We start from the raw sequence: 25,643 nt of genomic DNA on the forward strand, positions 1-25,643 counted from the left end.
AGCAGTTTCGTCCAAGCGAAGCGCGTTTAACTGTTTTCCAACTCTTAATTAAAAGGCAAAAATTTCTTGTAGCGGGTTGTCACCGAGTGGAGCGTTGGTACTGGGGCTCCCGCCGCCGGCGACTTACCTCGAACACGAACTGGGTACTACTCCCCTGCAAACTGTAATTTTATGGCAAAATGGCCCGCTGACTTTGGTGTGTCAGCGGGCCATTATTTTATTTTTTCTTTAGAAGGAACGGACGCAGTTCTTCTTCGTTGGGGGTGATGTATAGTGTCTTTTGGTTGGTGAAGATGACAAAGCCTGGCTTGCTGCCGGAGGGCTTTTTGACGTAGCGGATTTCGGTGTAGTCGACGGGGACTTTGGATGAGCCCTGGGCTTTGCTGAAGTGGGCGGCAAGGCTCGCGCAGAGCAGGATGGTTTCCTCGCTTACAGGAGCGCCGCCGTTGCGCAGGATGACGTGGGAGCCTGGGATGTTCTGCGTGTGGAACCAGGTGTCGTTGAAGCTGGCGGTCTTGCAGGTCAGCTTGTCGTTCTGGTAGTTGTTCTTGCCGATGAAGAGGTCAAAACCACCGTCCGGCGTCTGGAAGTGGAACGGATGCGAAGGCTTGTCGTTGTTCTTGCGCTTTAGTTTTTCGCGCAGGTAGCCGCCTGCCACGAGCTCGTTGTGGATTTCGGCGATTTCACCGAGGCTTTCCGAGGCGAGCAGGGAGGCTTCGATGCTTTCCAGATACGTGATGTTGTCTTCGCATTCACGGCGCTGGACGCGCAGGAGTTCTTGGGCACGTTTTAATTTGTCGTACTTCTTGTAGCAGGCCTGCATGTTCTGGATTAGCGTATAGCGCTGGTCCAGCGGAATCGTGATGGTTTCGCCGGCCTCGCTGTAGATGTTGGCGACGGTGATTTCGCTGTCGACATGGTCCTGGAACTGATACTGATAGGTCATGAGGTTGTCGCCGCGAATCTTGTATTCCTCGGCATTTTCGGCAGCCGCGATTTCCTCATCGAGTTTCACGAGTTTGTTTTCGGCGCGGCTTAGTTCGTTCTTGACGAGCTTCTTGAACCGGTCTTTATCGGGGAGCACATAGCTGCCAGCCAGCTGGTCAGCCTTTTCGAGCATGGCGCTGATGGTGGGGAACGCAAGGCTCGTGCCCTCCGTCAGATAGTGGAGCGAAAACGAGCTCATAGCCAGGATTTTTTTGTTTTCATCTAGTACGAGAACGGGCGAAGCGGTTTCGCTGCTGGCGGCGATGCGGATTTCCGTCAGGGCTTCGCGTATGGCGGAAAAGTCGATTTCCTCCAGTGCATGGATGCGCGTGCTCGGCGCAAGGCCAGCCGAAAAGCAGGTCTCCTTAGCCGATACGGGACCAAAGCCCATGCAGGTTGCGAGCAGGGCTTTATCGAGCCGCTGCTCGCCGTCTTTTTTGAGGCTGGCGATAATATCCGCGAGGTCAGCGGTAAAGAGGTCGAGCTTATCCTGCCCCGGCGGCAGCTCGTAGGCATCACCGGGCAGAACCGTGCGTACGCGGCTGCTGTTGGCTCCGATCTTGCGCAGGGCGTCGATAATCGTGCCGTCCTGCACGAGGATGATATTGCTGTATTTTCCCATGAGCTCCAGGACCAGCGTCTTGGTGACAATCTTGCCGCCAGCGGCCAGCGAATCGACATCCATGAGCAGCAGGCGGTCGAGGCCGTGCTGGCGGATGGCGGCGATGCGGCCGGTTTCGAGTTGCTTGCGCAGCACCATGCAGAAGACCGGTGGTTCTGGCGGGTTTTCCAGATTGCGTTCCAGCAGATGCGCCGAAGGATTTTGCGAATTGATGGAGATATGCAGCAGGTAATTCTGTCCCGGCTGCCGAATGGAAAGGATGATGGATTGTTTGTTGGGTTGGGTGATTTTATCGATGCGCCCGCCGGCAAGCGTCGCGTTGAGCTCGCGGGCGAGAGCATGCATGGAAAAGCCGTCAAGACTCATGATAATGCTCCTTTATAAATCGTAGGGTATAACTTCTAAATTATATCATTAATGCCAGAGCGGGGCAATTCATTGACGCAATGCAGGGGAAAGGTATTGCATAAGATTACAAAAAACAATATAATACTATAATGAGTAACTAGAATTGGGAGGCTGTAAGCGATGAAATTTACGAAATGGCAGGGCTGCGGCAATGACTTTGTGCTCATTGACTGCCGCGAGCAAGAGCCGGAGGATTATGCGGCGCTTTCCCAGAAGGTTTGTGATCGTCATTATGGTATCGGTGCGGATGGCATTCTCGTCGTATTGCCGTCGGCTAAAGCGGATTTTCGCATGCGCATCTTCAATACAGACGGCAGTGAGGCCGAAATGTGCGGCAACGGCATCCGCTGCTTTGCGCGCTATCTTTACGACTATAAATTGACCAGCAAGACGGAATTTACGGTCGAGACTGGTGCGGGCATCCTCGTACCGAAAATCATCCTGGATGGCGGCAAAGTGACCGGTGTCCAGGTAGATATGGGTGAGCCGCATCTGCTGGGCGAGGAGATTCCCGTCGTGGGCTTCGATGGCAGGAGGGTTATCGCTGAGCCGATTACGGTGGAAGGCAAAACCTATGCGATGACGGCCGTCTCGATGGGCAATCCGCACTGCGTCGTCTTTGTCGACGATGCGGAAAATTTCCCGATTGAGGAGCTTGGCACGCAGTTTGAGCATCACGAGTTCTTCCCGCGCAAGACGAATACGGAATTCGTCGAGGTCAAGGACCGCAGCCATGTGCGCATGCGCGTCTGGGAACGCGGCGCAGCGATTACGCTGGCCTGCGGTACGGGATCGTGTGCTACGGTGGTAGCCGGCGTCCTCAACGATAAAATCGATCGCAAGGCCGAGGTTCAGCTCGACGGTGGCAAACTCATCGTCGAGTGGGCCGCAAACAATCACGTGTTCATGACGGGCCCCGCTGAGCTCGTGTTCACGGGCGAGTGGAACGGTTGAGATGACAGGGAAAGAGGCGGCTTTATGCTAAAGAGCATGACGGGATTTGGTGCAGCAGCCCTCGAAACGGACGACTACAAAGTCTCAGTGGAAATAAAGGCTGTAAATCAGCGATTCCTGGAAATCAATTTTCATATCGGACGGCAGTTAAATGCCTGGGAGGATGCCTTGCGGAAGGCTATCAAAGGTGTTGTGGCCCGTGGCAAGGTGGATGTATTCATCAATTATGTCGACAAGCGTGAAAATCAGACGGAGATTCGTATCGATAAGGGATTGGTATTGGCCTATCAGCAGGCGCTTAACCATATGAGTGATGTGCTCCACGTAGCTCGTCCCGATGATGTGCAGATCTTTGCCGGTTTCCCCGATGTGTTGCAGGTTGATACCTCGGTGAATTTGGAGGGGATGAAGCCGGTTTTGTTGCAGACCATGCAGGAAGCACTGCGGGCTTTTGACAAGATGCGGTCGGTAGAAGGCGAAAATATCCGGGAGGATTTCTGCGCGCGGCTGGAGAAGCTTGAGGTAATGCGCAATAAGCTTGGTGAAATTGCGCCAGGAATTGTATCTGCTTATCGGGAACACCTGCGGCAGACCATTGCCCAGGCCTTGGCGTCTCAGACGTTCGATGAAACCCGCCTGATACAGGAAACCGCGATTTATGCCGATCGGGTGGATATTACGGAGGAGATTGTCCGGCTCGAAAGTCATTTCGGACAATTTCGCCGGATTGTTGAGGATGCGGCAGAACCTGTCGGCCGTAAACTCGATTTTCTCATTCAAGAAATCAATCGGGAAACCAATACCATCGGTTCGAAAGCGAACAGCACGGAAGCTGCGCAACTGGTTGTGGACATGAAGAGCGAGATTGAAAAACTTCGCGAGCAGGTCCAGAATATCGAATAAAGAGGAGGATGCCTCATGGATATCAAACTCATAAACATTGGCTTTGGCAATATCGTATCAGCAAACCGCATCGTGGCTATTGTAAGCCCCGAATCGGCACCAATAAAACGCATCATTCAGGAAGCCCGCGATGGCGAGCGCCTTATCGATGCGACGTATGGCCGCCGCACCCGCGCGGTCATCATCATGGACAGCGACCATGTTATTCTGTCGGCGGTTCAGCCCGAGACGGTGGCGCATCGTGTCGATGTGGATGATGATACTGAGGCAAAAGCAGAAATAAAAGAGAAAGAAGACGAAGCGTAAGAATGAGCAGAGGATTATTGATTGTAGTTTCCGGCCCGTCAGGAACGGGGAAGGGAACGGTCTGCGGGGAACTTCTCGCGCAGACTCCAGAGCTTGCCTATTCTATTTCCGCTACGACGCGCAAGCCGCGTGAGGGCGAGGTTGATGGCAAGAATTATTACTTTATGGACAAAGCAGCCTTCGAGAAAATGATCGAGGAGGGTGGTTTTCTCGAGTATGCCAACGTCTATGGCAATTACTACGGTACCCCGATAGGAAAGATTGAGGAACGTCTCGCCGCTGGGGAGGACATTCTGCTGGAAATCGATACCCAGGGGGCCCTCAATGTCATGAAAAAGTGCCCGGATGGGCTCTTTATCTTCCTGCTGCCACCGTCCATTGGCGAACTGGAACGCCGCATCCGCGGACGCGGTTCGGAGACGGCAGAGTCCCTGGCAAAACGTCTGGGGGCAGCCAAGGAAGAGATTGCCATTGGCCGTCAATATGGCTATGTGGTAGTAAATGACACGGTAAAACGCGCGGTGGAGCGCATCAAGAGCATCATGGTTGCCGAGCACTGCCGTGTCGACAAGAATTACGATATATTTGAGGAGTTGGAACAGTAATGAAAGCAAATAACAATCCAGAGATGAGCATGGTAAATCCGTCCACGGATACGCTGATGAGCCAGGTGGACAGCCGTTATGGTCTCGTAGTCTGCGCATCCAAACGCGCCCGTCAGCTGCTCGATGGCGAAGAGCTCAAAGAGCTCAAATCCAAATCGACGAAGAATGTTACCAATGCGTTGGAAGAGATTGCCGAGGGCAAAATCAACTATCGCATTTCCAAAGCGGACCTTTAAGCTATGGAACTCGCAGGTAAGAAGATTGTCTTGGGCGTAACGGGCGGAATAGCCGCTTATAAGGCCGTAGAGATTGTCAGCCGCCTGCGTAAAGCAGGGGCCGAGGTTCATGTCATAATGACCCGGGAAGCCACTGAGTTTGTCACGGAGCTTACCTTCCGCGAAATCAGCGGCCAGCCCGTGGCCGTCGACATGTGGGACAAAGTCACGCATTTTAACGTGGAGCACATCGCGCTCGCGCAGCTTGCTGACCTCATGCTGATTGCACCGGCTACGGCGAACATCATTGCCAAGGCGGCGGTTGGCATCGCCGATGATATGTTATCGACGACGCTGCTGGCGACTAAGGCACCCATTTATATAGCGCCCGCCATGAATACGAATATGTATGAAAATCCCATCACGCAGCGCAACATCGCGGAGCTAAAGAATCGTGGTTTCCACATCATCGAACCAGCGGCTGGGCATCTGGCCTGCGGTACGAGCGGCAAGGGGCGTCTGCCTGAGCCCGTGGATATCGTGCGCATCGTAAGGGAAGCGTTGACAAGTCAGAAATTGACAAGTCAAACTTTGACCGGTCAAAAAATCCTGGTCACAGCTGGCGGTACGATTGAACCGCTTGATCCCGTGCGCTATATCGGCAACCGATCGACGGGACGCATGGGGTATGCCGTGGCAGCAGAAGCTGCGCGTCGTGGTGCGGACGTCGTGCTGGTTTCGGGACCATCGGCGCTGGCAGATCCCGTGGGAGTTCGTGTCATTCGCATCGAGACGGCTCGGCAAATGCGTGAGGCTGTTTTGCGGGAATTCCCGACGGCAGCGGCTGTCATCAAGTCGGCGGCGGTGGCGGACTATCGCCCAGCTGTGGTGGCGGACCAGAAAATCAAAAAGAGCGATGAGGGTTTGACGCTGAAGTTTGTGCGCAATCCCGACATTTTACTGGAGCTCGGTCAGAAAAAGGAGCATCAAGTGCTCGTTGGCTTTGCGGCTGAGACTTGTCAGGTCGAGGAATATGCGCGCAGGAAACTTTCCAAAAAGAATCTTGACTTTATCGTAGCGAATGACGTATCGGAGGCAGATGCAGGCTTTGGCGTTGATACCAACCGCATCAAACTCATTGACCGGTCAGGAAAGATGACGGCATATCCGCTCATGAGCAAAAAAGAGTTGGCTGGGATTATTCTCGATCATGTTGCGACTGTCTTGAATAACACGCAACAGATGTCTGCTCAACAAAAACAAAACTAGACTTTATTTATGTAACACTGTATAATAATATTTGTTATTGTACAGTGTTACATTTTTTTTGAGGGTGGGGATTATATGAAATTGTCAAGAAAAGCAAAAGTGTTGGCCCTGGGGATTGCGACGATGCTGGCAGCTGGTGCTATGGCTGGCTGTGGTTCGGAGCAGTCGGCGGGCAATAAGACCTATAAGATCGGCGTGGTCCAGCTCGTAGAGCATAGTGCTTTGGATGCCGCCAATAAGGGCTTTGTCGACGGGTTAAAGGAGCGTGGATTCGAGGAAGGAAAGAACGTGACCTTTGATCAGCAGAATGCGCAGGCAGATCAGTCCAATCTACAGAATATCGCGCAGCGGTTTGTCAGTGGCAAGATGGATTTGATTTGTGCGATTGCCACGCCGGCTGCACAGACCATTGCTAATGCCACGAAGGATATTCCCATCCTGGGCACGGCCATCACGGACTATGTGGGAGCAAAACTGGTGTCGAACAATGACCGTCCGGGGACCAATGTGTCGGGAACTAGTGACATGAACCCCATTAAGGAACAGATTGATTTGCTCATGAAGATTTGCCCGAATGCTAAAACGATTGGAACCATCTATTGTTCCAGTGAGGTAAATTCGGAAGTTCAGGTAAAGGCCATGAAAGATTATGCCGAGTCGAAGGGACTCACGGTAAAAATCGCTACGATTTCCACGGTCAACGATATTCAGCAGGCGGCTCAGAGCCTGGCCAGTGAGGTCGACGCTTTCTACGTGCCGACGGATAATATTCTCGCATCGGCAATGCCGAATCTCGTAGCAATCACGGATGCGGCCAAGAAACCGGTATTCTGCGGCGAGCCGAATATGGTCAAAGCAGGCGGCCTGGCTACGTATGGTATCGATTATTACAAATTAGGCGTACAGACGGGACACATGGCTGCCGATGTATTGGAGGGCAAGGCGAAACCAGCCGAGATGCCAATCCAGACCGCGCAGGATCTTACGGTCGTAATCAACAAAAAGAATGCGGCCGCTCTGGGGATTACGCTTCCAGCCGATGTCCTCAATGGTGCAGAAGTCGTAGAATAACAGCCGAGATTGACGCAGAGGGGCGTTTCGGATGCTGCTGCATTCGCTGCGCTCCTTTGTCATAAGTAATAGGAGATGCAAATATGGATTTAGTAATTGCTACGGTCTCACAGGGCCTGTTATGGGCACTGCTGGCAATCGGTGTGTATTTGACCTTCCGCGTCCTCGATATCGCGGATTTGACGGTCGAAGGCAGTTTTCCGTTGGGGGCTGCAACTGCCGCGACGCTCATTGTGGCAGGATATCATCCCCTCGTGGCTATTCTCGCTGCTTGCGTGACTGGTATGCTGGCTGGCGTAGTCACGGGCATTCTTTGCACAAAGTTCAAGATTCCCGCCCTGCTGGCTGGTATTCTTACGATGATTGCCCTTTATTCGGTAAATCTTCGCATTATGGGAAAAGCCAATCTGCCGTTGTTGCAACAGGATACGATTTTTACAATATGGAATTTGGGCATGGATAAGATGATGACTACTTTGGCGATTGGTGCTGTCATCGTTTTTGTGGTGGCGCTGCTGAATTATTGGTTCTTTGGCACGGAACTTGGGACCGCTGTCAGAGCTACGGGATTCAACCCGCATATGATTCGCGCCAATGGCATCAATACGGACAATATGATCGTATTGGGGCTTTTGCTGTCCAATGGCCTTGTGGCGATTTCGGGAGCCCTGGTCGCGCAGAGCAATGGCTTTGCCGATGTCGGGATGGGCGTTGGTACCATTGTCATTGGCTTGGCCTCGGTCATAATCGGGGAAGTGCTCTTTGGCACGCGCAGCTTCAAGAACTGCCTAATTTCCGTTATTCTGGGATCGATAGTCTATCGTGCCGTCATTGCCATCGTGCTGCAGATGGGAATGCCACCTAATGATTTGAAACTCTTCACGGCAATTCTAGTGGCGCTGGCACTTTCAATGCCACTTTTGCAGGCGCGTTGGAATAAAATTAGGAAAGGAGGCCGCTGAGATGCTTCATATCGAAAATATATCGAAGACATTCAATCCTGGAACAATCACCGAAAAGCTGGCACTGCATAACGTGAGTCTCCATCTTGCACCAGGAGATTTTGTTACCGTTATCGGCGGCAATGGCGCCGGTAAATCGACGCTGATGAATTCCATTGCGGGGACCTATCCCGTAGATGAGGGGCGTATCACTATCGACGGAACGGACATCACCAAATGGCCGGAGCACAAACGGGCAAAATACATTGGCCGGGTATTCCAGGACCCGATGATGGGAACGGCTGCTGGCATGATGATTGAAGAGAATCTGGCAATTGCTGCCAGACGCGGCAAATCGCCGACGCTTAAATGGAGTTCTTCGGCAGACAGCCGGCAGCATTTCCGGGAATTGTTAATGAGCTTGAACCTGGGATTGGAAGACCGGTTGGAATCAAAAGTAGGCTTGCTTTCCGGAGGACAGCGGCAGGCGCTCACGCTGCTCATGGCGACGATGGCACAGCCAAAACTATTGCTGCTCGATGAACATACGGCAGCGCTCGACCCGAAAACAGCCGAAAAAGTTTTGTCGCTTACGGATAAAATCGTCAAACAGCAAAAACTCACGACATTGATGATTACGCATAACATGCGCGATGCGCTTAAGTATGGCAACCGGCTCATCATGATGTATGAGGGGCATATTCTTTTCGATATTGATAGCGAGAAGAAAAAGAATCTTGGCATTAAGGATTTGCTGGCAATGTTTGAAAAGGCAGCTGGCAGTGAATTGAATAGCGATAGTTTGCTGCTCAGCTAAGAAGGTTAAGAAAACGAGTCTTGAGATATTCCAAGGCTCGTTTTTGCTATATGTACCGGTTACCGGATTTTGTACCAGTATCCGTATCTTGTACCAGCGTTCACAGGAAGTCATCACAGTTAAGAGGAATAGTAAAAGAGATAGAAAAGAATCGATTGGTGGGAGGTAGGTTCTATGAGCCCTGAGAAGCATGCATGGTGGAAAGAAGCCGTTATTTATCAGATTTATCCGCGGTCCTTTGCCGATAGTAATGGGGATGGCATTGGCGATTTGAATGGGATTACTGCGCATTTGGATTATTTGGCAAAACTTGGCATCGATGTAATCTGGTTGTCGCCGATTTATCAATCCCCCAATGATGACAATGGATACGATATTTCCGATTATCGGAATATCATGGCCGAATTTGGCACCATGGAAGATTTTGATCGGCTGCTGCGCGAAGCCCATGCACGTCATATTCGAATCGTGATGGATTTAGTGGTCAATCATACTTCGGATGAGCATCCTTGGTTTATTGAAAGCCGCAAGTCCAAAGATAATCCGTATCGGGATTATTATATCTGGCGGAATCCTACGGAAACAGGGGAGGCGCCGAATCACTGGGAATCCTGTTTCAGTGGTTCGGCCTGGCAGTACGATGCGTTGACCGGTCAATATTATCTGCACTGTTTCAGCCGCAAACAGCCGGATTTAAACTGGGAGAATCCCAAAGTCCGTGATGAGGTTTTTGATCTCATGGACTTTTGGTGCCGCAAGGGCATTGATGGGTTTCGGATGGATGTCATCTCGATGATCAGCAAAGACCAGTCGTTTCCCGAGGGACCTTTAAATGCCGATGGGTATAGCGATATGTTTTCCTATGTCTGCAATGGGCCGCGGGTCCATGAATACCTGCAGGAAATGAATCGGCGTGTCCTTTCCCAATACGATTTGCTGACGGTGGGAGAGACGGCTGGTGTTACCGTAGAGGAAGCCAAGAAATATGCCAACAGCGAAGGAACGGAGCTCGGGATGGTCTTTCACTTTGAACATACCGATGGGGCAGCCAACTCAGACGCTGTCTTTGGCAAATGGACGTATACACCACCCAAGCTCGCCTATGTTCGCAAAATCCTGAATAAATGGCAGCTTGAACTGGAGGGAAAAGCATGGGGGAGTCTTTACTGGGATAATCACGACCAGCCGCGGGTGGTATCGAGATTTGGCAACGATTCGGAGAAATGGCGCGTGAAGTCGGCAAAAATGCTGGCCACCGTCCTTCATCTGCAAAAGGGAACGCCCTATATCTATCAGGGAGAGGAAATCGGTATGACCAATCGTCATTTTTCCTCTGTTGACGATTGTGCGGATATCGAGGAGAAGAATGCTTGGCAACAGCTGGTGGTTGAGCAAAAACTCATCGATGGGAAAACCTTGCTGAAATGTTTTGACTGTGTGGCCCGAGACAATGCACGCACACCGATGCAATGGGATGATACGCCGAATGCAGGCTTTACGACCGGGAAGCCATGGCTGGCGGTGAATCCCAATTATACGGGCATCAACGTCGAGCAGGCGCTGGCAGATAAAGAGTCGGTCTTTTATTATTATCAGCGTTTGATTGAACTTCGGCATACCTTGCCCATCATCGTTTATGGCAGGTTTAAGCCACTGCTGGAGGATAGTGAGGAGATTTATGCCTACCAGCGGCTTATGGATGGTCAGGTTTTGACGGTAGCGGCAAACTGGACCGACAGGGAGGTAGCATGCCCGCTGTTTGCAGCCGATTCCTGTGAGGAGTTGATTTCCAATTATGACGTACATAAGGAAGGATTCTTGCAGCCCTATGAAGCACGCGTTGTGTGGGAGGCACGTCGTTAATCCGTCACAGCGAAACTTTTTTCGGTTATAGGCAGGAATATGTCGCAATTAGACGAATCTTTCAATTTATAAGGGAGTGAGTTTCGGAAGCGTAAGGGAGGGAAAACTATGTTTTTTATGAAATCCGTTCGGGGCAAATTGACGGCACTGTTCGTGCTGGTCAGTGTAACGGCTACTCTGGCGGTAGGCGGCTATTTCATTTACACGACGATTTCGGATAATGAAAAACTCGTAAATCAATATCGGCAGGAACTATCGGAACATTACGACCGCGAGTTAAAGTTACAGACGGAAGGCATTGTTTCGTCACTCAACGGCATCTATGCCCGCCAGCAGTCGGGGGAATTGACGGAAGAACAGGCAAAAAAATTGGCAAAAGACGTGATCCGTTCGGTTCGTTACGATGAGGGGAAAGGCTATTTCTTTGCCGATGAAAAAAACACCGGGATTTGTGTGGTGCATGCCGGCAATCCGAATGCAGAAGGCAAGATGCGCCGGGGCGAAAAAGATCCCAATGGTGTGCCGTATATGGAAAATATGTTGAAGGAAGGCCAGAAAGATGGCGGCGGCTTTGTGGATTTCTCCTATCCGAAACCGGGAGAGAGCCAGTCGCTTCCCAAACGCAATTATGTTTTGGAATTCAAACCGTATCAGTGGATAATCGGCACGGGCTCCTGGGTGGATTATATCGATGCGGAAGTAAATAAGTATATGGAAGAAAACAAGGAGGCTCTTTACCATAAGATTTTAATCTCGGCGCTTATTATCCTGGCTGTATCGGCCATCATGGCGCTGCTTGGCGTAAAGATTGCCCAGACTTTTGGCGATCCCATCAGCTTCGTGACGGGACGTCTGCAGAAATTTGCCAAAGGCGATTATCGCCAGGAAGCCGTAAAAGCGGAGTATGCAGAACGTGAAGACGAAATTGGTGAGATGATTGAGATCCTAAAGGTTCTCGGTGGCAATATGCGAACCCTCATGGGGTCAATCCGGGCGTCGTCGGAACATGTATCTTCGGATGCGGCAAATCTCAATGAGATGACGGCGCAGTCGGCAGCTGCCAGCCAGCAGGTGGCTGAATCGATTACCGATGTAGCCAGCGCCTCCAATAAGCAGCTGTTAGCGGTCGATGATGCCTCGAAGTCCATGGATACGCTGATGGATAAAATTGGCGGCATGGCCCATAACGCTCGCCGGGCGGCTGTTGAGACCAAGCAGGCTACGGAGAAGGCCCAGAATGGTAATGCCGTAGTTAACCGTACGGTCAAAGACATGGCCCGCCTCAGTGAGGTGGTGGGTGAGTCGGCCCGCATGGTTAATAATCTCGGGGAGCGTTCGGATACGATTGGCCGCATCACCGATACGATTTCGGGGATTGCGGAGCAGACGAATCTCTTGGCACTCAATGCAGCAATCGAAGCAGCCCGGGCTGGTGACGCTGGTCGTGGCTTTGCCGTAGTCGCTGAGGAAATCCGTAAACTGGCCGCACAGTCGGAAGAAGCTGCCAGCCAGATTGCTGAGCTCATCGGACAGATTCAGAAAGACACGCAGCAGGCGGTTGACAGCATGCATGAAGGTACGGACAATCTCGTCACAGCAAAAGACAGCGTCGAAGAAACGGGACGCGAATTCAACGATATTGTCGCCTTGGTTGAAAAAATTGCCAATCGCTCGCAGCAGATTGCGGACGCATCGAAAGAGGCTACCGATAGTGCTGATAGTTGTCAGTCGGCTATCCATGACATTGAGGGAATGAGCCGCAGTGTCGTAGCAAACTGTGAGACCGTATCGGCAGCAACGGAAGAGCAGACAGCATCGGTGCATGAAATGAATTCGAACAGTGAGCAGCTTGCCGAAATGGCCAAAAACTTGCAGCAGGAAGTCGAGAAATTCAAGGTTTGATGCTTGGTTTATGGTTACGATTGATGAGAATTATGAATTGGGTTCATAAAATTACCTTGACATTATGGTCCAGGTATCGTATGATGGAATCAATAAAGCTGAATATGAACTCATCCAGAGCAGTGGAGGGAATGGCCCGATGAAACTGCGGCAACCATTGACGTAAGTCAAAACGGTGCCAATTCCTTTAGGTTTTACCTATAAGATGAGAGTTAGGAAATCAAAGCTCTCGTTTTAACGAGGGCTTTTTCTTATGAATCGGAACGTTTGAGGCTATTCAGCAGAGATTAAGGAACTACTAGGGAGGTAGATTTAATGAGTAAGAAACGTATGCTTTTTACTTCGGAGTCGGTTACTGAAGGTCATCCGGATAAGATGGCAGACCAGATTTCTGACAGCATCCTCGATGCCATCCTGGCTGAGGATCCCATGGGCCGCGTTGCCTGCGAGACGATGGTAACGACGGGACAGGTACATGTAGTCGGCGAGATTTCGACGAAGTGCTATGTCGATATCCCGAAAATCATTCGCGATACGGTAAAGGAAATCGGCTATACGCGTGCAAAATACGGCTTTGATGCCGATACCTGCGGCATTCTCGTATCTCTTGACGAGCAGTCGCCGGATATCGCGCAGGGCGTCAACGAGGCTATCGAGTCCCGTGAGGGTGAGATGGATGCCGCTGAGGCCATCGGTGCTGGCGACCAGGGTATGATGTTCGGCTATGCGACGAACGAGACGCCGGAATTCATGCCGCTGCCGATTGCACTGGCGCATCGTCTGGCCCGCCGCCTGACGGAAGTCCGCAAGAACGGCACGCTGCCGTACCTGCGTCCGGACGGCAAGACGCAGGTCACGATTGCCTATGAAGACGGCAAGGCTGTAGCTGTCGAGACCATCGTCATTTCGACCCAGCACGATGAGGACGTAACGCTGGAGCAGATTCGCAAAGACCTCATCGAGCAGGTCATCAAACCGGTGGTTCCGGCAGAACTCCTCAAGGACGATACGAAAATCTTCATCAACCCGACGGGCAAGTTCGTCATCGGCGGCCCGCAGGGCGACTCGGGCCTCACGGGCCGCAAGATTATCGTCGACACCTATGGCGGCTGGGCTCGTCATGGCGGCGGTGCGTTCTCGGGCAAAGACCCCACGAAGGTTGACCGCAGTGCTGCCTATGCTGCCCGCTATGTAGCCAAGAACGTTGTTGCTGCAGGTCTTGCGGACAAGTGCGAGGTTCAGCTCGCTTACGCCATCGGCGTCGCTTATCCGGTATCCATCATGATCGATACCTTTGGCACGAATAAAGTGGATGAGGAGAAGATCGAGGAAATCGTAAGCCGCAACTTCGATTTGCGTCCGGCTGGCATCATCAAGATGCTTGACCTGCGCCGCCCAATCTACAAACAGACGGCTGCCTATGGTCATTTCGGCCGCACGGATGTCGACCTGCCGTGGGAGCACACGGATAAGGCGGATACGCTGAAAAAAGAAGCAGGACTCTAATCGGTTCTTTATTGATAGAAACGCCTTTTCTCCGATTGCTGGGAGAAAAGGCGTTTTTATTAAAAAAACATTGACAAGCCAACGGGTCTATACTAGAATTTATATTGTTACTTTGTATGTAGACAGCGTATATCTTGAGTTTTATGGATACCAACGTGTATCCATTTTGTTTATTAGGAGGCAGATTACACAGAATGAGTATGATGACCAATGACAAGCTGAGAAATATTGCAATTATCGCCCACGTCGACCATGGTAAGACGACGCTGGTCGATGCAATGCTCAAGCAGAGTCACGTTTTCCGTTCCAATGAGCAGGTTGCTGAGCGTGTCATGGACTCCGGCGATATCGAGCGTGAGCGCGGTATCACGATCCTGTCCAAGAACACGGCAATCATGTACAACGACATCAAAATCAACATCGTTGATACGCCGGGCCATGCGGACTTCGGCGGCGAGGTTGAGCGTGTCCTGAACATGGTTGATGGTGTCGTTCTGCTCGTCGATGCATTCGAGGGCCCGATGCCGCAGACGAAATACGTTCTGCGCAAGGCACTCGAGCAGGGCCTCAAGCCGATCGTTGTCATCAACAAGATCGATAAACCGAACCAGCGCGTAGACGACGTTTACGATGAAGTCCTCGAGCTCTTCATGGAGCTCGATGCCGATGACGATCAGCTCGACTTCCCGGTCATCTATGCTACGGCCCGCGATGGTGTCGCCAAGTACAAGATGGAAGACGACAATGCAGATCTTACGCCGCTGATGGAGACCATCGTCAAAGAGATTCCGGCACCGAAAGGCGATCCGGAGGCTCCGCTGCAGATGATGGTCACGACGCTCGAGTCTGATTCCTTCGTTGGCCGCGTGGCTATCGGCCGCATCATCCGTGGTACGGCGAAAACGAACCAGAACGTTGTCCTCATCAATGGCGATCAGACGATCAAAGCCAAAATCGGTAAGGTATTCGTTTACCAGGGCCTCAAACGCGTGGAGACCGAGTCGGCCAGCATGGGCGACATCGTTGCTCTGACGGGCCTCGGCGATGTTTCCATCGGCTACACGGTTGCCGATGCCGAGAATCCGGAGGCTCTGCCGACGATCAACATCGACGAGCCGACGCTTTCCATGACCTTTGGTGTCAACACGAGCCCGTTCGCAGGCCGTGAGGGCGAGTTCGTTACGTCCCGCCATCTGCGCGATCGTCTGTTCAAAGAGATTGAGACGAACGTTGCCATGAAGGTCGAGGAGACGGATTCTGCCGATGTCTTCAAGGTTTCCGGCCGTGGTGAGCTGCATCTTTCCATTCTCATCGAGACGATGCGCCGCGAGGGCTATGAGCTGCAGGTCGGTAAACCGGAAGTTGTTTACAAGACCATCAACGGCCAGCTCTGCGAGCCGATCGAGAACCTGACGGTCGAGGTACCGCAGGAATTCATGGGCGCTGTTATGGAAGGCCTCGGCACGCGTAAGGCTGAGCTCGTCAACATGACGGAGACAGCTGGTTACATGCGCCTTGAGTTCACGATTCCGGCCCGCGGCCTGATTGGTTTCCGTTCCGAGCTCCTCACGAGCACGAAGGGCAACGGCATCATGAACCATGTCTTCCACGGCTATGCTCCGTACAAAGGCGACATCCCGGGCCGTACGCGCGGTTCCCTCGTTGCTTTCGAGCAGGGTGAGACGACGGGCTATGGTATCTTCACGCTGCAGGATCGCGGCACGATGTTCGTCGGCCCGGGCGAGGCCGTTTACGAAGGCATGATTGTCGGTGAAAACTCCCGTGAGAACGATATCGACATCAATCCGTGCAAGAAGAAGAACGTATCCAACATGCGTACGTCGTCTTCGGATGAAGCCATCCGCATCACGCCGCCGCGCATCCTGTCCCTTGAGCAGGCTATCGAGTACATCAACAGCGATGAGCTTGTCGAGGTTACGCCGGAGCACGTCCGTCTGCGCAAATCCATCCTTGACCGTACGGTTCGTGGCCGTAATGCCAAGAATGCTCGCAAAGGCTGAGATTAAAATCAAATAGTTACAACATAGCAGTCCTGCTGGAAAAATAAAATTTTTTTCAGCAGGACTTTTGCATTTGAGCGCGAAGTATGTTATCATGTTGATAGTTGAATTGTGAATTATGTTGATAACATGGATAAGTCTCCGCAAGGCACGTCTAATTCGTGTGAATTAATTGAAGCTGTAAAATTGGAAGGACGAGATGATATGGGCGTAGGCGCTATTTTGGAAGAGAAATTCTCTAAACTTAGAGATATACTGATGCCGATTGAGGATTTCGGCGAAATTGAGGAAGATTACGCTGAAATGAAAAAAACTTCGGCAGTAAAGGAAGCACCAGCAGCTCAGAGTTACGCTGAGGAACTGAAGGTATCTAATGGTGGTACGGTTCGGTTTGACCGTTCGGGTTATCAGACGGGATCTTATCAGCATCATGAGTCGAATCGTCCGCAGTTGACGGTTCATACGACGAAAACGCCGGCATTGAAAGTGCAGATTTATGCACCGAGCACCTTTGACCAGGTGGCTGCCATTTCGGATGATTTGAAGGCAGGCAAGGCTTGTGTCGTAAACTACGAAAAGGTCGAAGATGCTGAGCAGCGCCGCATTTGTGATTTCGTCAATGGTACTTGCTATGTCTTGGATGGCTGCGCGAAGCGCATCTCAGACAAGATTGTTCTTTACGTGCCGCAGGGTGTGGATGTAACAGAAGCCATGACGGTTGCGTTGACGGATTGATTTGCCCGTATTGCATTGTTGATGATGGGACCAGGCAGACGCTTTGACTGCCTGGTTTTATTTTTATGTTTACCTATTATAACCGGTTATGTTAAATGAGTGAGGGATTCCTATGGAACAGAACAATGAGATTTTGGAAGGCGTACTGAGTGAATTTGAGAAATTGGCTGCGATTCCACGCAAATCCGGCCATGAACAGGCAGTCAGTGACTTCCTGAAACAATATCTGACCGAGGCAGGCTTTACGGTCGTGCAGGACGAGAAGAATAACATCATTGCCGATAGGCCGGCCAGCAAGGGCTTTGAGAAGGCACCGCTGACAATCCTGCAGGGCCATATGGATATGGTCTGTGTGGCCGAGAAGGGCTATGATTATGATCCTCTCAAGGATCCCATCAAGCTCGTGCGTGGCGAGAAATATCTGGAAGCCGAGGGCACGAGCCTCGGCGCCGATGATGGTATCGGCGTAGCGGAAGCTATGTATATCATGAAAAATGCCAAGGAGCACGGCCCGCTGCGCATGATCGTAACAGTCGATGAGGAGCAGGGCATGACGGGGGCCATCCACCTCAGTGCCGAGCACCTGAAAGATGCCAGCTTCCTCATTAACTGCGATTCGGAAAATTACGATGAGCTGACGGTCGGCAGCGCAGGCAGCATCAACCTGGATTTCTCGCGTGAGCTTATGCGTGAGGCAGCAACGCAGATGAACAGCTGGAAAATCGAAGTCAAGGGGCTGCTCGGCGGTCACTCGGGTGAGCGCATTGGCGACGGCCGCGGCAACGCTATCCGCACGCTGGCGTTGGCGCTGCTGGCCCTGCAGGCTAAAGGCAAGGTGGAATTGGCAGATTTCCAGGGCGGCAAGGCACGCAATGCCATTCCCGATGATGCTACGGCGGTAATCGTCACGAATCTTGATGAGACGGCAGTAAATGAGGTGCTCGCCGCTGAGAAAGCACGCTTTATGCAGAACTATGGCGCAGTCGATCCGGGCATGGAGTTCGTCCTGACAGCGGCTGACAAGCCAGCTCAGGTACTTAAAGCTGGCGATGCGCAGCGCCTGCTCCGTCTGCTGACTATCCTCCATACGGGCGTCTATGCGATGTCGACGGTTATCCCGGGCCTTGTCGAGACCTCGGCGAACCTCGGCGTCGTAGCCATGGACGAAAAGAGTGTCAATGTCCAGTTCTTCCCGCGCTCGGCTATCGATGGCAAGAACGATGAATTTGCGCTGATGGCGCAGGAATACGCAGCACTGACGGGCTTTACGGCTCATATCGGCACGAAATCACCAGGCTGGAAGGAAAACAAGGACAGCAAGCTCGCCAAGATCATGGCCGAGACCTTCAAAGCCCAGAATGGCAAGGAAATGAAAGTCGAAACTATCCATGCTGGCCTTGAGTGTGGCTGGCACTTCCTCAAGAATCCGAACCTCGATATGGTATCGATTGGCGTTACGACCATCGACATCCACAGCCCGAAAGAGCGACTGTTGCTCGAAACGGTAAAACCGCAGGTAGATCTCATCGTCGAGACCTTGCACAAGATTGCAAAAATGTAATACAATAGAATAGATTTATAATTAACGGCCTTCCCTTAGTGGAAGGCTGTTGCTTTATGGGAAAATTTTATAGGAGAAGGGGATTTGATGAAAAAAGAATTACAGACACGATATGGAAGTCCAATTAAAAGCAGTGAAGGGGGGATATAAGTGGGCGTTGGTATTATGATAGGAGCGGATATCCCTGTACGACACCAATTGCGAAATTGAAAGAGGTATATAATTATAAGGGAAATAGCTCCTATGTTCAATTAGAGCATAAGGAATTTATATTGTTAAAAAATGGTCGGTTGATTTTGACCAGCTATGTTCCCGGTTGACGTTAGAAATTCTGTGACTGTCGTAAACAGTATCGATATGTTTTTTAGAGGGAGATAGATGATGAAACGATTAACATGGCTAATGGCCGTATTGACGATTATGACTACCAGCGTTTGTAGTGCGATGCAGATGCAACAGCCAGTGGAAATAGGAGCTGTATCCTTGCTGCCTATGGGTTATTATGAAGTCAAGGGAGCGACAGCGCATGAAGGGGTTCCGTTTAAGAATGTGAAATATCTGACGTCTTATCCGTCATTACGAATGGGTAATGTTAGTAAAATATTTGATAAAGGCGTGGCCTGTTTTGGCAATGGAGAGGATTGTATTTACGTCCATTATGATGCGCGCGATGGAAGGGCAACGTATCTGCCTAATAAAAGCAACAGTTTCGTGTCTAAGATTGGCGGTAAAGATTTTACAAATAGCATCGATATAACGGTATCCGTAATGACACATATCAATTGCATCAAAACGGATTCAGATGAAACGATGTACCTGCTGGTTAACGAAGACGCAAGCGCTCTTACAGGCATAACGTATACGCTGATTGGCAGGCGTAGTGATGGCAGTTATGTAAAATATTTTGACACCGATGATATAATAGGCAGATATTATGCGAAAAAACGAGAGATTAAAATGCAAAGCATAAAAATCGAAAACGATGAAATTATTTGTGATTACACCGTAAACCGATACGGTTATGTAGGGCCAAATTATAGGAAAACTTATGAAGGGTATGGGAGGCTTTGTTTTAAATGGGATGATAAGGCAAAATGGTTTGGTGTTGCAAATAAGACATGGTGAGTTAATCATTCCGTAATGGTGATTTGTCTTGGGTAAAGGAAGCGATATTATGCTAAGCCGGCGTTCGTTTATGCGGGGGTTGTTTATTGGCCTTGGTGCTCTGGTCTTTGGTGGCTGGCAAAAGTTGTTAGGGGCAACTGGGCAGGGCTATTACCGGATCGTGGTGCTCGGCGATCCGCATCTTCCAGTGCGGGTGGCCAAACATCCTGATTTTGCCGAGCAGCAGGCGATCTTGTTGGCCAAGAATGACGTTATTGCTGACATCAATAGCTGGGACGATGTGACGGCTGTTGCTGTAGTGGGGGATATCGTTGAACAGCGGGGCGTAAAGTCAGAATACGATTACATCCAGTCCTTCTTTGGGAAATTAAAAAAAGAGCTTTGGGTGATTAACGGCAATCATGAATTCCTTTATGAAGATGAACTCTCATCGAATGGTAGGATAAAACCAGCTAGCTCCGAGGTTCGTCAGCAGAAGCTGGATGCTTTTGCTAGGTTTTGGCAATTACCGCGGCGCTGGTATGCCAAAGACCTAGGCGGCTATCATCTGATTTTCCTGTCGACGGAAGGTCCCCTGCCGACACAAATAGGAGAAACGCAGCTGGCCTGGTTTGAACAGGAACTGGCGGCGCATCGCGACCAAAAGACGCTGGTCTTTTTCCATGGTCCTTTGAATCATACACTGCTGACGTATCATAAGTCCGTCAACACCGAGCGTTCGATTGCCATGCCGGCGGACAAGATCGATGCTATTCTCGCGAAAAATCCCCAGGTAAGACTGTGGGTGTCGGGGCATACGCATACCCCTAGCCACAATCCAAGCTTTGCCAATAACGAAATCAATTTCTATAACGAGCATACCTGCAACATCCATAACGACTGTATGGACAAAAAGAAGATAACGACCAACTCGATATACCTGTACCCGGATCATATCGAAGTGCGTACCTTTGACCATCATAAGAAATGCTGGCTAGAGGAAATAGATCGGTCATTTTGACCAATGTCATATAAAGGAGTAGAAATATACTGTGAACAAGAGTTTAATATTAGGAGCAGCAGTTGCCCTGACTTGTGTAACTGGTTCGGTTGTGCAACAGCCCACGGTGGAAGCTGGAAGTATATGGTGGCAGGGAACGAAAAGCCAAGAGGAGAATGCCCACCGCCTTATCGTCAAAAAATTAGGTGGCGAGGAGCCGGTAGCGGACTCAGAGAAAGCCAAGGAACAGGCTCGCGTCGTTCATCACCTGCAAGAGCGGATTTGCAACGTGAATGGCATTGAAATCACTAGCGATAAATTTACATCCGATAAGGATTTCAAAACCAAAATTCACCCAATCGAGGTCATTGACAATTATCATGAAGGCGGATACTCCGTGGGGGCTGGTTATATTTACCTCGGCGTTGATTGCTTCCGCATGTCTCCCGATAACAGCCATTTTGACAATATGGCAACCTCGATGACCATTGCTCATGAGATTGTCCATGGCATTAAGGGGCACAGCCAGCCCTGTTTTATATGGGAAAGTGATTCTCATGAAATCAATGCCGAAAAGGGGAGTATTGAATTGACCGACAAACTCCCGGAGGGCGGCTGGGGGATGTACCTCGTTGACCGGGTGAATCATGGGAATGCTTATCCTAACTCGAACAAGAGTATCATGAAATCTTTGGCGAAAAAGACCAATGGTAAAATCACGATTAAGGCGCCGGAGGAACTTTACTACAACGCCAGCGATGGCAAGCCATACCGCCTGGTAGTGGGCAGTCGGACTACCGATACCGAAGATGCTTACTTTGGTGGCCAGCTTGCCTACTGCATCGCCAAAGACGCATTGACGCTCAACAGCATACAGATCATGGAAAATAATCTTCGCGACGTAATCAATTTCGATGCCGACTATTTGCTCGTCTGCAAGTCCGATAAATTGCCGAATGGCTATCGGATACTGGCGGGAATCGGACGTAAAGGATACACCGTGGCGTATAAAAACGATGTGTATTCGGATTTGGACACCTTAAAGGACTATGTGCGAAACGACAGTCCAATCGGCAAATACGAAGAGCTGGAAAAGAAAGGTATTCCGGCAGGTGGGCCATTTGTCTGGAGAGCTTGGCTCGCTTGTGCGGTAGCTCATGACGTGGAGAAAAACAAAAAATGACTGGAAGCTACTTTGGTTGGGGGCAGTTTGTGCGAAGTTCCTGGCAGATTTGCTGATATTGGGCAGTGTAGAGACTGTCTTTCTCCCAAATAAAGGTGAAATCGTGTTGCATGGTAAAGCCTTTCAGGGGGATTTCCTGTAATACCCCCTGAGCGAGTTCGGCTTCGACTGCGCGACGATATAGAAAGGAAATTCCGCAATCATGAGAGAGCAGACCGATGATGGTATGCATGTTTTCAACTTCCATGTTGTGGATGAAATCTTCGGTTCGAAGACCATGTAAGGCCAGATTACGCTCGAGAATCTCACGGGTTCCTGACCCTTTTTCGCGCAGCAGCAGCCGTTCTGCGAGCAGGTCGTGGAACGTAGTGGGCTGGCCACAGGCAAATACATGTCCGCTGGCACAAACGCCGATGTAGTCCTCGGTGCTGTAAGGAAGACAGAAGTAATCGTGTGGCGGGAAATACCCCTCGACAAGTGCCATCTGGATGCGACCGGCGGTGAGTTGTGCCAATAGTTCCTTCGTGTTGCCAAAGCGCAAGCGGATGTTAACCCCTGGATGCGCAGCTTGATAGGCGGCAAGTGGAGCGATGATGGCGTATTCGCCGACCGTCATCGTGACTCCGAGGGACAATGTGCGGATGCCGGACTGCTCACTTAAAAGCTCTGCGGCGAGAGCTACCTCGTCGTTTTCCATCGTCTTGCAGCGTTCATAGAGAATGCGGCCTGCGGGGGTTAGTTCCAATTTTTTATTGGCGTAAAGAAAGGCTTTGATTTGGTAATAGTCTTCCAAATAACGGATGTGTTGCGAGACGGCAGGTTGGGTTATGTTTAATCGTTTTGCGGCTTGGGTGTAGTTCATGGTTTGACAGACGCATAGAAAGGTTTTGATGCGAAAGTCGAGCATAAAAAGCCCTCCTTATTCATAAGAATATTTTATAGCTGTATCATAACATATAATTTTACATTTTCAAAAGAACCTTTTATAATTTTCTCATCAGCTGAAATCAAGGGCCCGTTTTTATGAGGGATACGATGACTTTTTTACGCAATCATTCACTAGGTATTTTTATTTGTTTTTGGGTGGCACTGCCGGCCTGGCTGCTGGGGCAGCGTTTTCCTATTATCGGTGGTGCGGTGCTGGCAATTCTTTTTGGGATGGGCATCACTTCGGTTTGGAAGGATCATGGCACGGCGCAGCCGGGCATCAATTGGACGTCAAAGATTATCTTGCAGTCGGCTGTTGTTTTGTTGGGTTTTGGCATGAACCTTGGGGTCATTGTCAAAACGGGTATCTTTTCGCTGCCGATTATCATCAGTACGATTACGACATCGCTGGTGGTGGCGTGGGGCTTGCATCGTCTGCTGAAAATACCTCGCAATACTTCGGCGCTTATCGGCGTTGGTTCGTCAATCTGTGGCGGCTCGGCTATTGCGGCGGCAGCACCTGTTGTCAAAGCGGACAGCAATGAAATCGCGCAGTCCGTTTCGGTTATTTTTCTGTTTAATGCAATGGCGGCACTTTTATTCCCGCTACTCGGGCATGTGATTGGTTTCGATACGACGGCGGGAGAAGCCTTTGGTATTTTTGCCGGCACGGCGATTAACGACACATCCTCGGTTACTGCAGCCGCTGCCACCTGGGACAGCATGTGGGGCTTAGGCACGCAGACACTCGATGAAGCTGTGACCGTAAAGCTCACGCGAGCACTAGCCATCATTCCCGTTACGCTTATGCTTGCCGTGTTCGTAGCGAAAAAAGAGGCAAAGCCGACGGAAGGCAGTTGGCTGGCGACGTTTCGCTTCAAGCGGGCCTTTCCCATGTTTATTTTGTACTTTGTTCTGGCGGCCGTATTCACGACCGTTTGCCTGCAGGCTGGCGTGAGTGGAGAGGTGTTTCAGCCGCTCAAGGAGCTAGCGAAATTCTTCATTGTCATGGCGATGGCGGCTATCGGGCTTAACAGCAATATCGTAACGCTTATAAAATCGGGAGGGAAACCGATTCTTTTAGGTGCTTGCTGTTGGGCTGGCATTACGGTAGTCAGTCTTTTGGTACAACATGTATTGGGAATATGGTAATTGTTATAGTAGCAAATAGCAGATCTGTGGCGCGTGGTAAAACGTGTCACAGATTTTTTTTGCCCTGCGAGGTGCTTCCTTAGGGCAGTAGTTGGCAGGTTTATCGAGGGAGAGACGCGAATAAAGAGAATAAGAATCGCAAAGCAGGAGAGAGGGACACATATGTTCAAATGGGTAAGGCAGCATTGGCAGAAAACTTTGGGGATAATCAGTGCTGCGATTTTGCTGGCAGTTTTTCTAGTCTTGGAAATCTTTAGTCGTGGAGCGGCAACGATTTTCAATCAAGCCATGGTAGAACAAGATATGTTGAAGGGAACAATCACCGCGGAAAAAATCATTGCCCATGTAACCGGCGATGTGGATTTTACAGGTCTTGAGTGGCGCGATGGAGAAGGGCGTTTGATCTTGCGGGTACCGGAAGGTCATTTTTATGTGCGACTATGGGACGTGGTGACCGGACATATAAAATCAACAACCCTTCAGGAACTGACCTTAAAAGATGCCGAAGTGTCGATTCATCTGGCCGATGACATGACGGTGGATTTCGTTCGCAATTCCAAAGATCTGCAAAAACTTCAACTCGAAGATGAGGATTGGCAGAAAAAGGTTAGTTTGGTGGGGAAAAGTGAGGAAGAACGCAAACGGATCGGAGAATTCCACCGGCGGAAGCGCGCCGAAAAAATGGCGACGCAGTGGAAAAATTTCGATCGCACGGGCAAGAAAATCCGTATGGACCTAAAGCTCGAAGATTGCCGGCTGGAGGTCTTTTATAAAGATCGGCATTATTTGTTGTCGGGAGTAAATCTAAAGACCGCGATCAATACGGACAAACGAATGGACCTTGAGATTAATACCGGACGGTTTGGCGGTACGATGATTGGCAGCAATATGAATTTAAAAGGGACGGTAGATTTTCAAGATAGCGAAGTGCCGATAGGGGATTTGAAATTGAGCTTTGTCGATGTAGATCCTTCTTCGTTAGGACTAGGCGTTCACGTGCATGATAAAATGACCCTCGATAGTCATTTAACGGGCCCGCTTAATGCGATTCATGGGGATGGAAATTTAAAAATGGCAGAACTTCATATCCCTGGCCTCTATTTTCAAGAAGTCAACGGCAGCATAAGCTACGATGGCGAGAAGCTGGATTTTAAAAACGTAACGGGCAATGTGTATGGCGGCAAATTACAGGCGGAAGGCACGTACGACCTTGATACCCGCTATTATCAGATTCATGCGTTAGGGAAAGATTTGCAATCGTCCAAGGCCTTGCCGAATAGTCACTTGTACTGCAATGTCATGGTGGATATCTATATGCAATCGAAAGGCAGTGCCAAAGACGCAACTGCATCGGGGAATTTTACCTCTGGCGAAGGACGCTATCGAAGGCTTCCCGTCAAGCGCATCACGGGGGCTTTTCAGCAGTCCTATCGCGATTTGCGATTTTATGATGTCATAATAGAATTTGCAGGATTTAGTGTGGCTACCGACGCATTGGAGATTAAGGACAAAAAACTAAGTCTTGGCCCGATTTTCGTAAAAGACAGTAGTGGCAAGGATATCCGTACATTAGACCTTGGGCGAAGATAAA

22 protein-coding genes and 1 riboswitch are annotated in these 25,643 nt (G+C 50.4%); of the genes, 20 read left to right on the forward strand and 2 right to left on the reverse strand.

Features of this window, described 5'->3' with window-relative positions; translation table 11 throughout:
* Positions 1 to 217 precede the first annotated feature (217 nt).
* Positions 218 to 1,975, reverse strand: a complete 1,758-nt coding sequence (locus tag T504_RS0100870) for an Rqc2 family fibronectin-binding protein (protein WP_033169144.1) — start codon at positions 1,973 to 1,975, stop codon at positions 218 to 220.
* Positions 1,976 to 2,137: 162 nt separating this feature from the next.
* Here T504_RS0100870 and dapF point away from each other — a divergent pair, with 162 nt between their 5' ends.
* The 18 genes from dapF (at position 2,138) to T504_RS0100960 (ending at position 21,973) form a co-directional block, all read left to right on the forward strand.
* Positions 2,138 to 2,971: a diaminopimelate epimerase gene (gene dapF / locus T504_RS0100875; RefSeq protein ID WP_033169145.1), complete on the forward strand. Its 834-nt coding sequence runs from the start codon at positions 2,138 to 2,140 to the stop codon at positions 2,969 to 2,971.
* 24 nt (positions 2,972 to 2,995) lie between these two features.
* The gene (locus T504_RS0100880) at positions 2,996 to 3,874 is read left to right on the forward strand and encodes a YicC/YloC family endoribonuclease (protein ID WP_033169146.1); all 879 of its coding nucleotides are present in this window, start codon (positions 2,996 to 2,998) and stop codon (positions 3,872 to 3,874) included.
* 15 nt (positions 3,875 to 3,889) lie between these two features.
* Positions 3,890 to 4,180 carry an extracellular matrix/biofilm regulator RemA gene (gene remA, locus T504_RS0100885; RefSeq protein ID WP_033169147.1) on the forward strand — a complete coding sequence of 97 codons (291 nt, stop codon included), beginning with the start codon at positions 3,890 to 3,892 and terminating at the stop codon, positions 4,178 to 4,180.
* Between the two features lie 2 nt (positions 4,181 to 4,182).
* Positions 4,183 to 4,785, forward strand: coding sequence for a guanylate kinase (gene gmk / locus T504_RS0100890; protein WP_033169148.1), 603 nt, complete (start codon positions 4,183 to 4,185; stop codon positions 4,783 to 4,785).
* The gene (rpoZ, locus tag T504_RS0100895) at positions 4,785 to 5,021 is read left to right on the forward strand and encodes a DNA-directed RNA polymerase subunit omega (protein ID WP_231473835.1); all 237 of its coding nucleotides are present in this window, start codon (positions 4,785 to 4,787) and stop codon (positions 5,019 to 5,021) included. Before gmk ends, rpoZ begins: the two co-directional genes overlap by 1 nt.
* Before the next feature lie 3 nt (positions 5,022 to 5,024).
* On the forward strand, positions 5,025 to 6,269 hold the full coding sequence (gene coaBC, locus T504_RS0100900) for a bifunctional phosphopantothenoylcysteine decarboxylase/phosphopantothenate--cysteine ligase CoaBC (protein WP_051635113.1): 1,245 nt from the start codon (positions 5,025 to 5,027) through the stop codon (positions 6,267 to 6,269).
* 75 nt (positions 6,270 to 6,344) lie between these two features.
* Positions 6,345 to 7,340 carry an ABC transporter substrate-binding protein gene (locus T504_RS0100905; RefSeq protein WP_033169149.1) on the forward strand — a complete coding sequence of 332 codons (996 nt, stop codon included), beginning with the start codon at positions 6,345 to 6,347 and terminating at the stop codon, positions 7,338 to 7,340.
* An 83-nt stretch (positions 7,341 to 7,423) separates the two neighbouring features.
* Positions 7,424 to 8,302, forward strand: coding sequence for an ABC transporter permease (locus tag T504_RS0100910; protein ID WP_033169150.1), 879 nt, complete (start codon positions 7,424 to 7,426; stop codon positions 8,300 to 8,302).
* Position 8,303: 1 nt separating this feature from the next.
* On the forward strand, positions 8,304 to 9,098 hold the full coding sequence (locus T504_RS0100915) for an ABC transporter ATP-binding protein (protein WP_033169151.1): 795 nt from the start codon (positions 8,304 to 8,306) through the stop codon (positions 9,096 to 9,098).
* Positions 9,099 to 9,272: 174 nt separating this feature from the next.
* Complete coding sequence (locus tag T504_RS0100920) at positions 9,273 to 10,961, forward strand: glycoside hydrolase family 13 protein (RefSeq protein WP_033169152.1); 1,689 nt, start codon at positions 9,273 to 9,275, stop codon at positions 10,959 to 10,961.
* A gap of 108 nt (positions 10,962 to 11,069) precedes the next feature.
* Positions 11,070 to 12,863: a methyl-accepting chemotaxis protein gene (locus tag T504_RS0100925; RefSeq protein ID WP_051635114.1), complete on the forward strand. Its 1,794-nt coding sequence runs from the start codon at positions 11,070 to 11,072 to the stop codon at positions 12,861 to 12,863.
* A gap of 107 nt (positions 12,864 to 12,970) precedes the next feature.
* A riboswitch (SAM riboswitch) is annotated at positions 12,971 to 13,075 on the forward strand.
* A gap of 103 nt (positions 13,076 to 13,178) precedes the next feature.
* Entirely contained in the window at positions 13,179 to 14,369 is a 1,191-nt protein-coding gene (gene metK / locus T504_RS0100930; protein ID WP_033169153.1) for a methionine adenosyltransferase, read from the forward strand.
* Between the two features lie 200 nt (positions 14,370 to 14,569).
* Entirely contained in the window at positions 14,570 to 16,390 is a 1,821-nt protein-coding gene (gene typA / locus T504_RS0100935; protein WP_033169292.1) for a translational GTPase TypA, read from the forward strand.
* A 186-nt stretch (positions 16,391 to 16,576) separates the two neighbouring features.
* Positions 16,577 to 17,125: a cell division protein SepF gene (locus T504_RS0100940; RefSeq protein ID WP_231473836.1), complete on the forward strand. Its 549-nt coding sequence runs from the start codon at positions 16,577 to 16,579 to the stop codon at positions 17,123 to 17,125.
* 112 nt (positions 17,126 to 17,237) lie between these two features.
* Positions 17,238 to 18,686 carry a beta-Ala-His dipeptidase gene (pepD, locus tag T504_RS0100945; protein WP_033169155.1) on the forward strand — a complete coding sequence of 483 codons (1,449 nt, stop codon included), beginning with the start codon at positions 17,238 to 17,240 and terminating at the stop codon, positions 18,684 to 18,686.
* Between the two features lie 378 nt (positions 18,687 to 19,064).
* On the forward strand, positions 19,065 to 19,811 hold the full coding sequence (locus T504_RS0100950) for a hypothetical protein (RefSeq protein ID WP_033169156.1): 747 nt from the start codon (positions 19,065 to 19,067) through the stop codon (positions 19,809 to 19,811).
* Between the two features lie 49 nt (positions 19,812 to 19,860).
* The gene (locus T504_RS13705; protein WP_051635115.1) at positions 19,861 to 20,811 is read left to right on the forward strand and encodes a metallophosphoesterase family protein; all 951 of its coding nucleotides are present in this window, start codon (positions 19,861 to 19,863) and stop codon (positions 20,809 to 20,811) included.
* Between the two features lie 31 nt (positions 20,812 to 20,842).
* A complete protein-coding gene (locus T504_RS0100960; RefSeq protein ID WP_156033431.1) occupies positions 20,843 to 21,973 on the forward strand; it encodes a hypothetical protein in 1,131 nt (376 codons plus the stop codon).
* A 7-nt stretch (positions 21,974 to 21,980) separates the two neighbouring features.
* Here T504_RS0100960 and T504_RS0100965 read toward each other — a convergent pair whose 3' ends face one another.
* On the reverse strand, positions 21,981 to 22,880 hold the full coding sequence (locus T504_RS0100965; protein ID WP_033169158.1) for a LysR family transcriptional regulator: 900 nt from the start codon (positions 22,878 to 22,880) through the stop codon (positions 21,981 to 21,983).
* A 128-nt stretch (positions 22,881 to 23,008) separates the two neighbouring features.
* Between T504_RS0100965 and T504_RS0100970 the strand changes: the two genes are divergently transcribed.
* Together T504_RS0100970 and T504_RS0100975 are read left to right on the forward strand one after the other, a co-directional pair.
* Complete coding sequence (locus tag T504_RS0100970; RefSeq protein WP_033169159.1) at positions 23,009 to 24,052, forward strand: YeiH family protein; 1,044 nt, start codon at positions 23,009 to 23,011, stop codon at positions 24,050 to 24,052.
* Positions 24,053 to 24,214: 162 nt separating this feature from the next.
* Positions 24,215 to 25,642, forward strand: coding sequence for an AsmA family protein (locus tag T504_RS0100975; RefSeq protein ID WP_033169160.1), 1,428 nt, complete (start codon positions 24,215 to 24,217; stop codon positions 25,640 to 25,642).
* Position 25,643 lies beyond the last annotated feature (1 nt).

It is taken from the genome of Selenomonas sp. ND2010 (assembly GCF_000702005.1).
GTDB lineage: Bacteria > Bacillota > Negativicutes > Selenomonadales > Selenomonadaceae > Selenomonas_A.

What these genes read in the sequence shown, in the direction of transcription:
- T504_RS0100870 (WP_033169144.1), bottom strand. Translation starts at nt 1,975, where the DNA reads ATGAGTCTTGACGGCTTTTCCATGCATGCTCTCGCCCGCGAGCTCAAC.
- dapF (WP_033169145.1), top strand. Translation starts at nt 2,138, where the DNA reads ATGAAATTTACGAAATGGCAGGGCTGCGGCAATGACTTTGTGCTCATT.
- T504_RS0100880 (WP_033169146.1), top strand. Translation starts at nt 2,996, where the DNA reads ATGCTAAAGAGCATGACGGGATTTGGTGCAGCAGCCCTCGAAACGGAC.
- remA (WP_033169147.1), top strand. Translation starts at nt 3,890, where the DNA reads ATGGATATCAAACTCATAAACATTGGCTTTGGCAATATCGTATCAGCA.
- gmk (WP_033169148.1), top strand. Translation starts at nt 4,183, where the DNA reads ATGAGCAGAGGATTATTGATTGTAGTTTCCGGCCCGTCAGGAACGGGG.
- rpoZ (WP_231473835.1), top strand. Translation starts at nt 4,785, where the DNA reads ATGAAAGCAAATAACAATCCAGAGATGAGCATGGTAAATCCGTCCACG.
- coaBC (WP_051635113.1), top strand. Translation starts at nt 5,025, where the DNA reads ATGGAACTCGCAGGTAAGAAGATTGTCTTGGGCGTAACGGGCGGAATA.
- T504_RS0100905 (WP_033169149.1), top strand. Translation starts at nt 6,345, where the DNA reads ATGAAATTGTCAAGAAAAGCAAAAGTGTTGGCCCTGGGGATTGCGACG.
- T504_RS0100910 (WP_033169150.1), top strand. Translation starts at nt 7,424, where the DNA reads ATGGATTTAGTAATTGCTACGGTCTCACAGGGCCTGTTATGGGCACTG.
- T504_RS0100915 (WP_033169151.1), top strand. Translation starts at nt 8,304, where the DNA reads ATGCTTCATATCGAAAATATATCGAAGACATTCAATCCTGGAACAATC.
- T504_RS0100920 (WP_033169152.1), top strand. Translation starts at nt 9,273, where the DNA reads ATGAGCCCTGAGAAGCATGCATGGTGGAAAGAAGCCGTTATTTATCAG.
- T504_RS0100925 (WP_051635114.1), top strand. Translation starts at nt 11,070, where the DNA reads ATGTTTTTTATGAAATCCGTTCGGGGCAAATTGACGGCACTGTTCGTG.
- metK (WP_033169153.1), top strand. Translation starts at nt 13,179, where the DNA reads ATGAGTAAGAAACGTATGCTTTTTACTTCGGAGTCGGTTACTGAAGGT.
- typA (WP_033169292.1), top strand. Translation starts at nt 14,570, where the DNA reads ATGATGACCAATGACAAGCTGAGAAATATTGCAATTATCGCCCACGTC.
- pepD (WP_033169155.1), top strand. Translation starts at nt 17,238, where the DNA reads ATGGAACAGAACAATGAGATTTTGGAAGGCGTACTGAGTGAATTTGAG.
- T504_RS0100950 (WP_033169156.1), top strand. Translation starts at nt 19,065, where the DNA reads ATGATGAAACGATTAACATGGCTAATGGCCGTATTGACGATTATGACT.
- T504_RS13705 (WP_051635115.1), top strand. Translation starts at nt 19,861, where the DNA reads ATGCTAAGCCGGCGTTCGTTTATGCGGGGGTTGTTTATTGGCCTTGGT.
- T504_RS0100965 (WP_033169158.1), bottom strand. Translation starts at nt 22,880, where the DNA reads ATGCTCGACTTTCGCATCAAAACCTTTCTATGCGTCTGTCAAACCATG.
- T504_RS0100970 (WP_033169159.1), top strand. Translation starts at nt 23,009, where the DNA reads ATGACTTTTTTACGCAATCATTCACTAGGTATTTTTATTTGTTTTTGG.
- T504_RS0100975 (WP_033169160.1), top strand. Translation starts at nt 24,215, where the DNA reads ATGTTCAAATGGGTAAGGCAGCATTGGCAGAAAACTTTGGGGATAATC.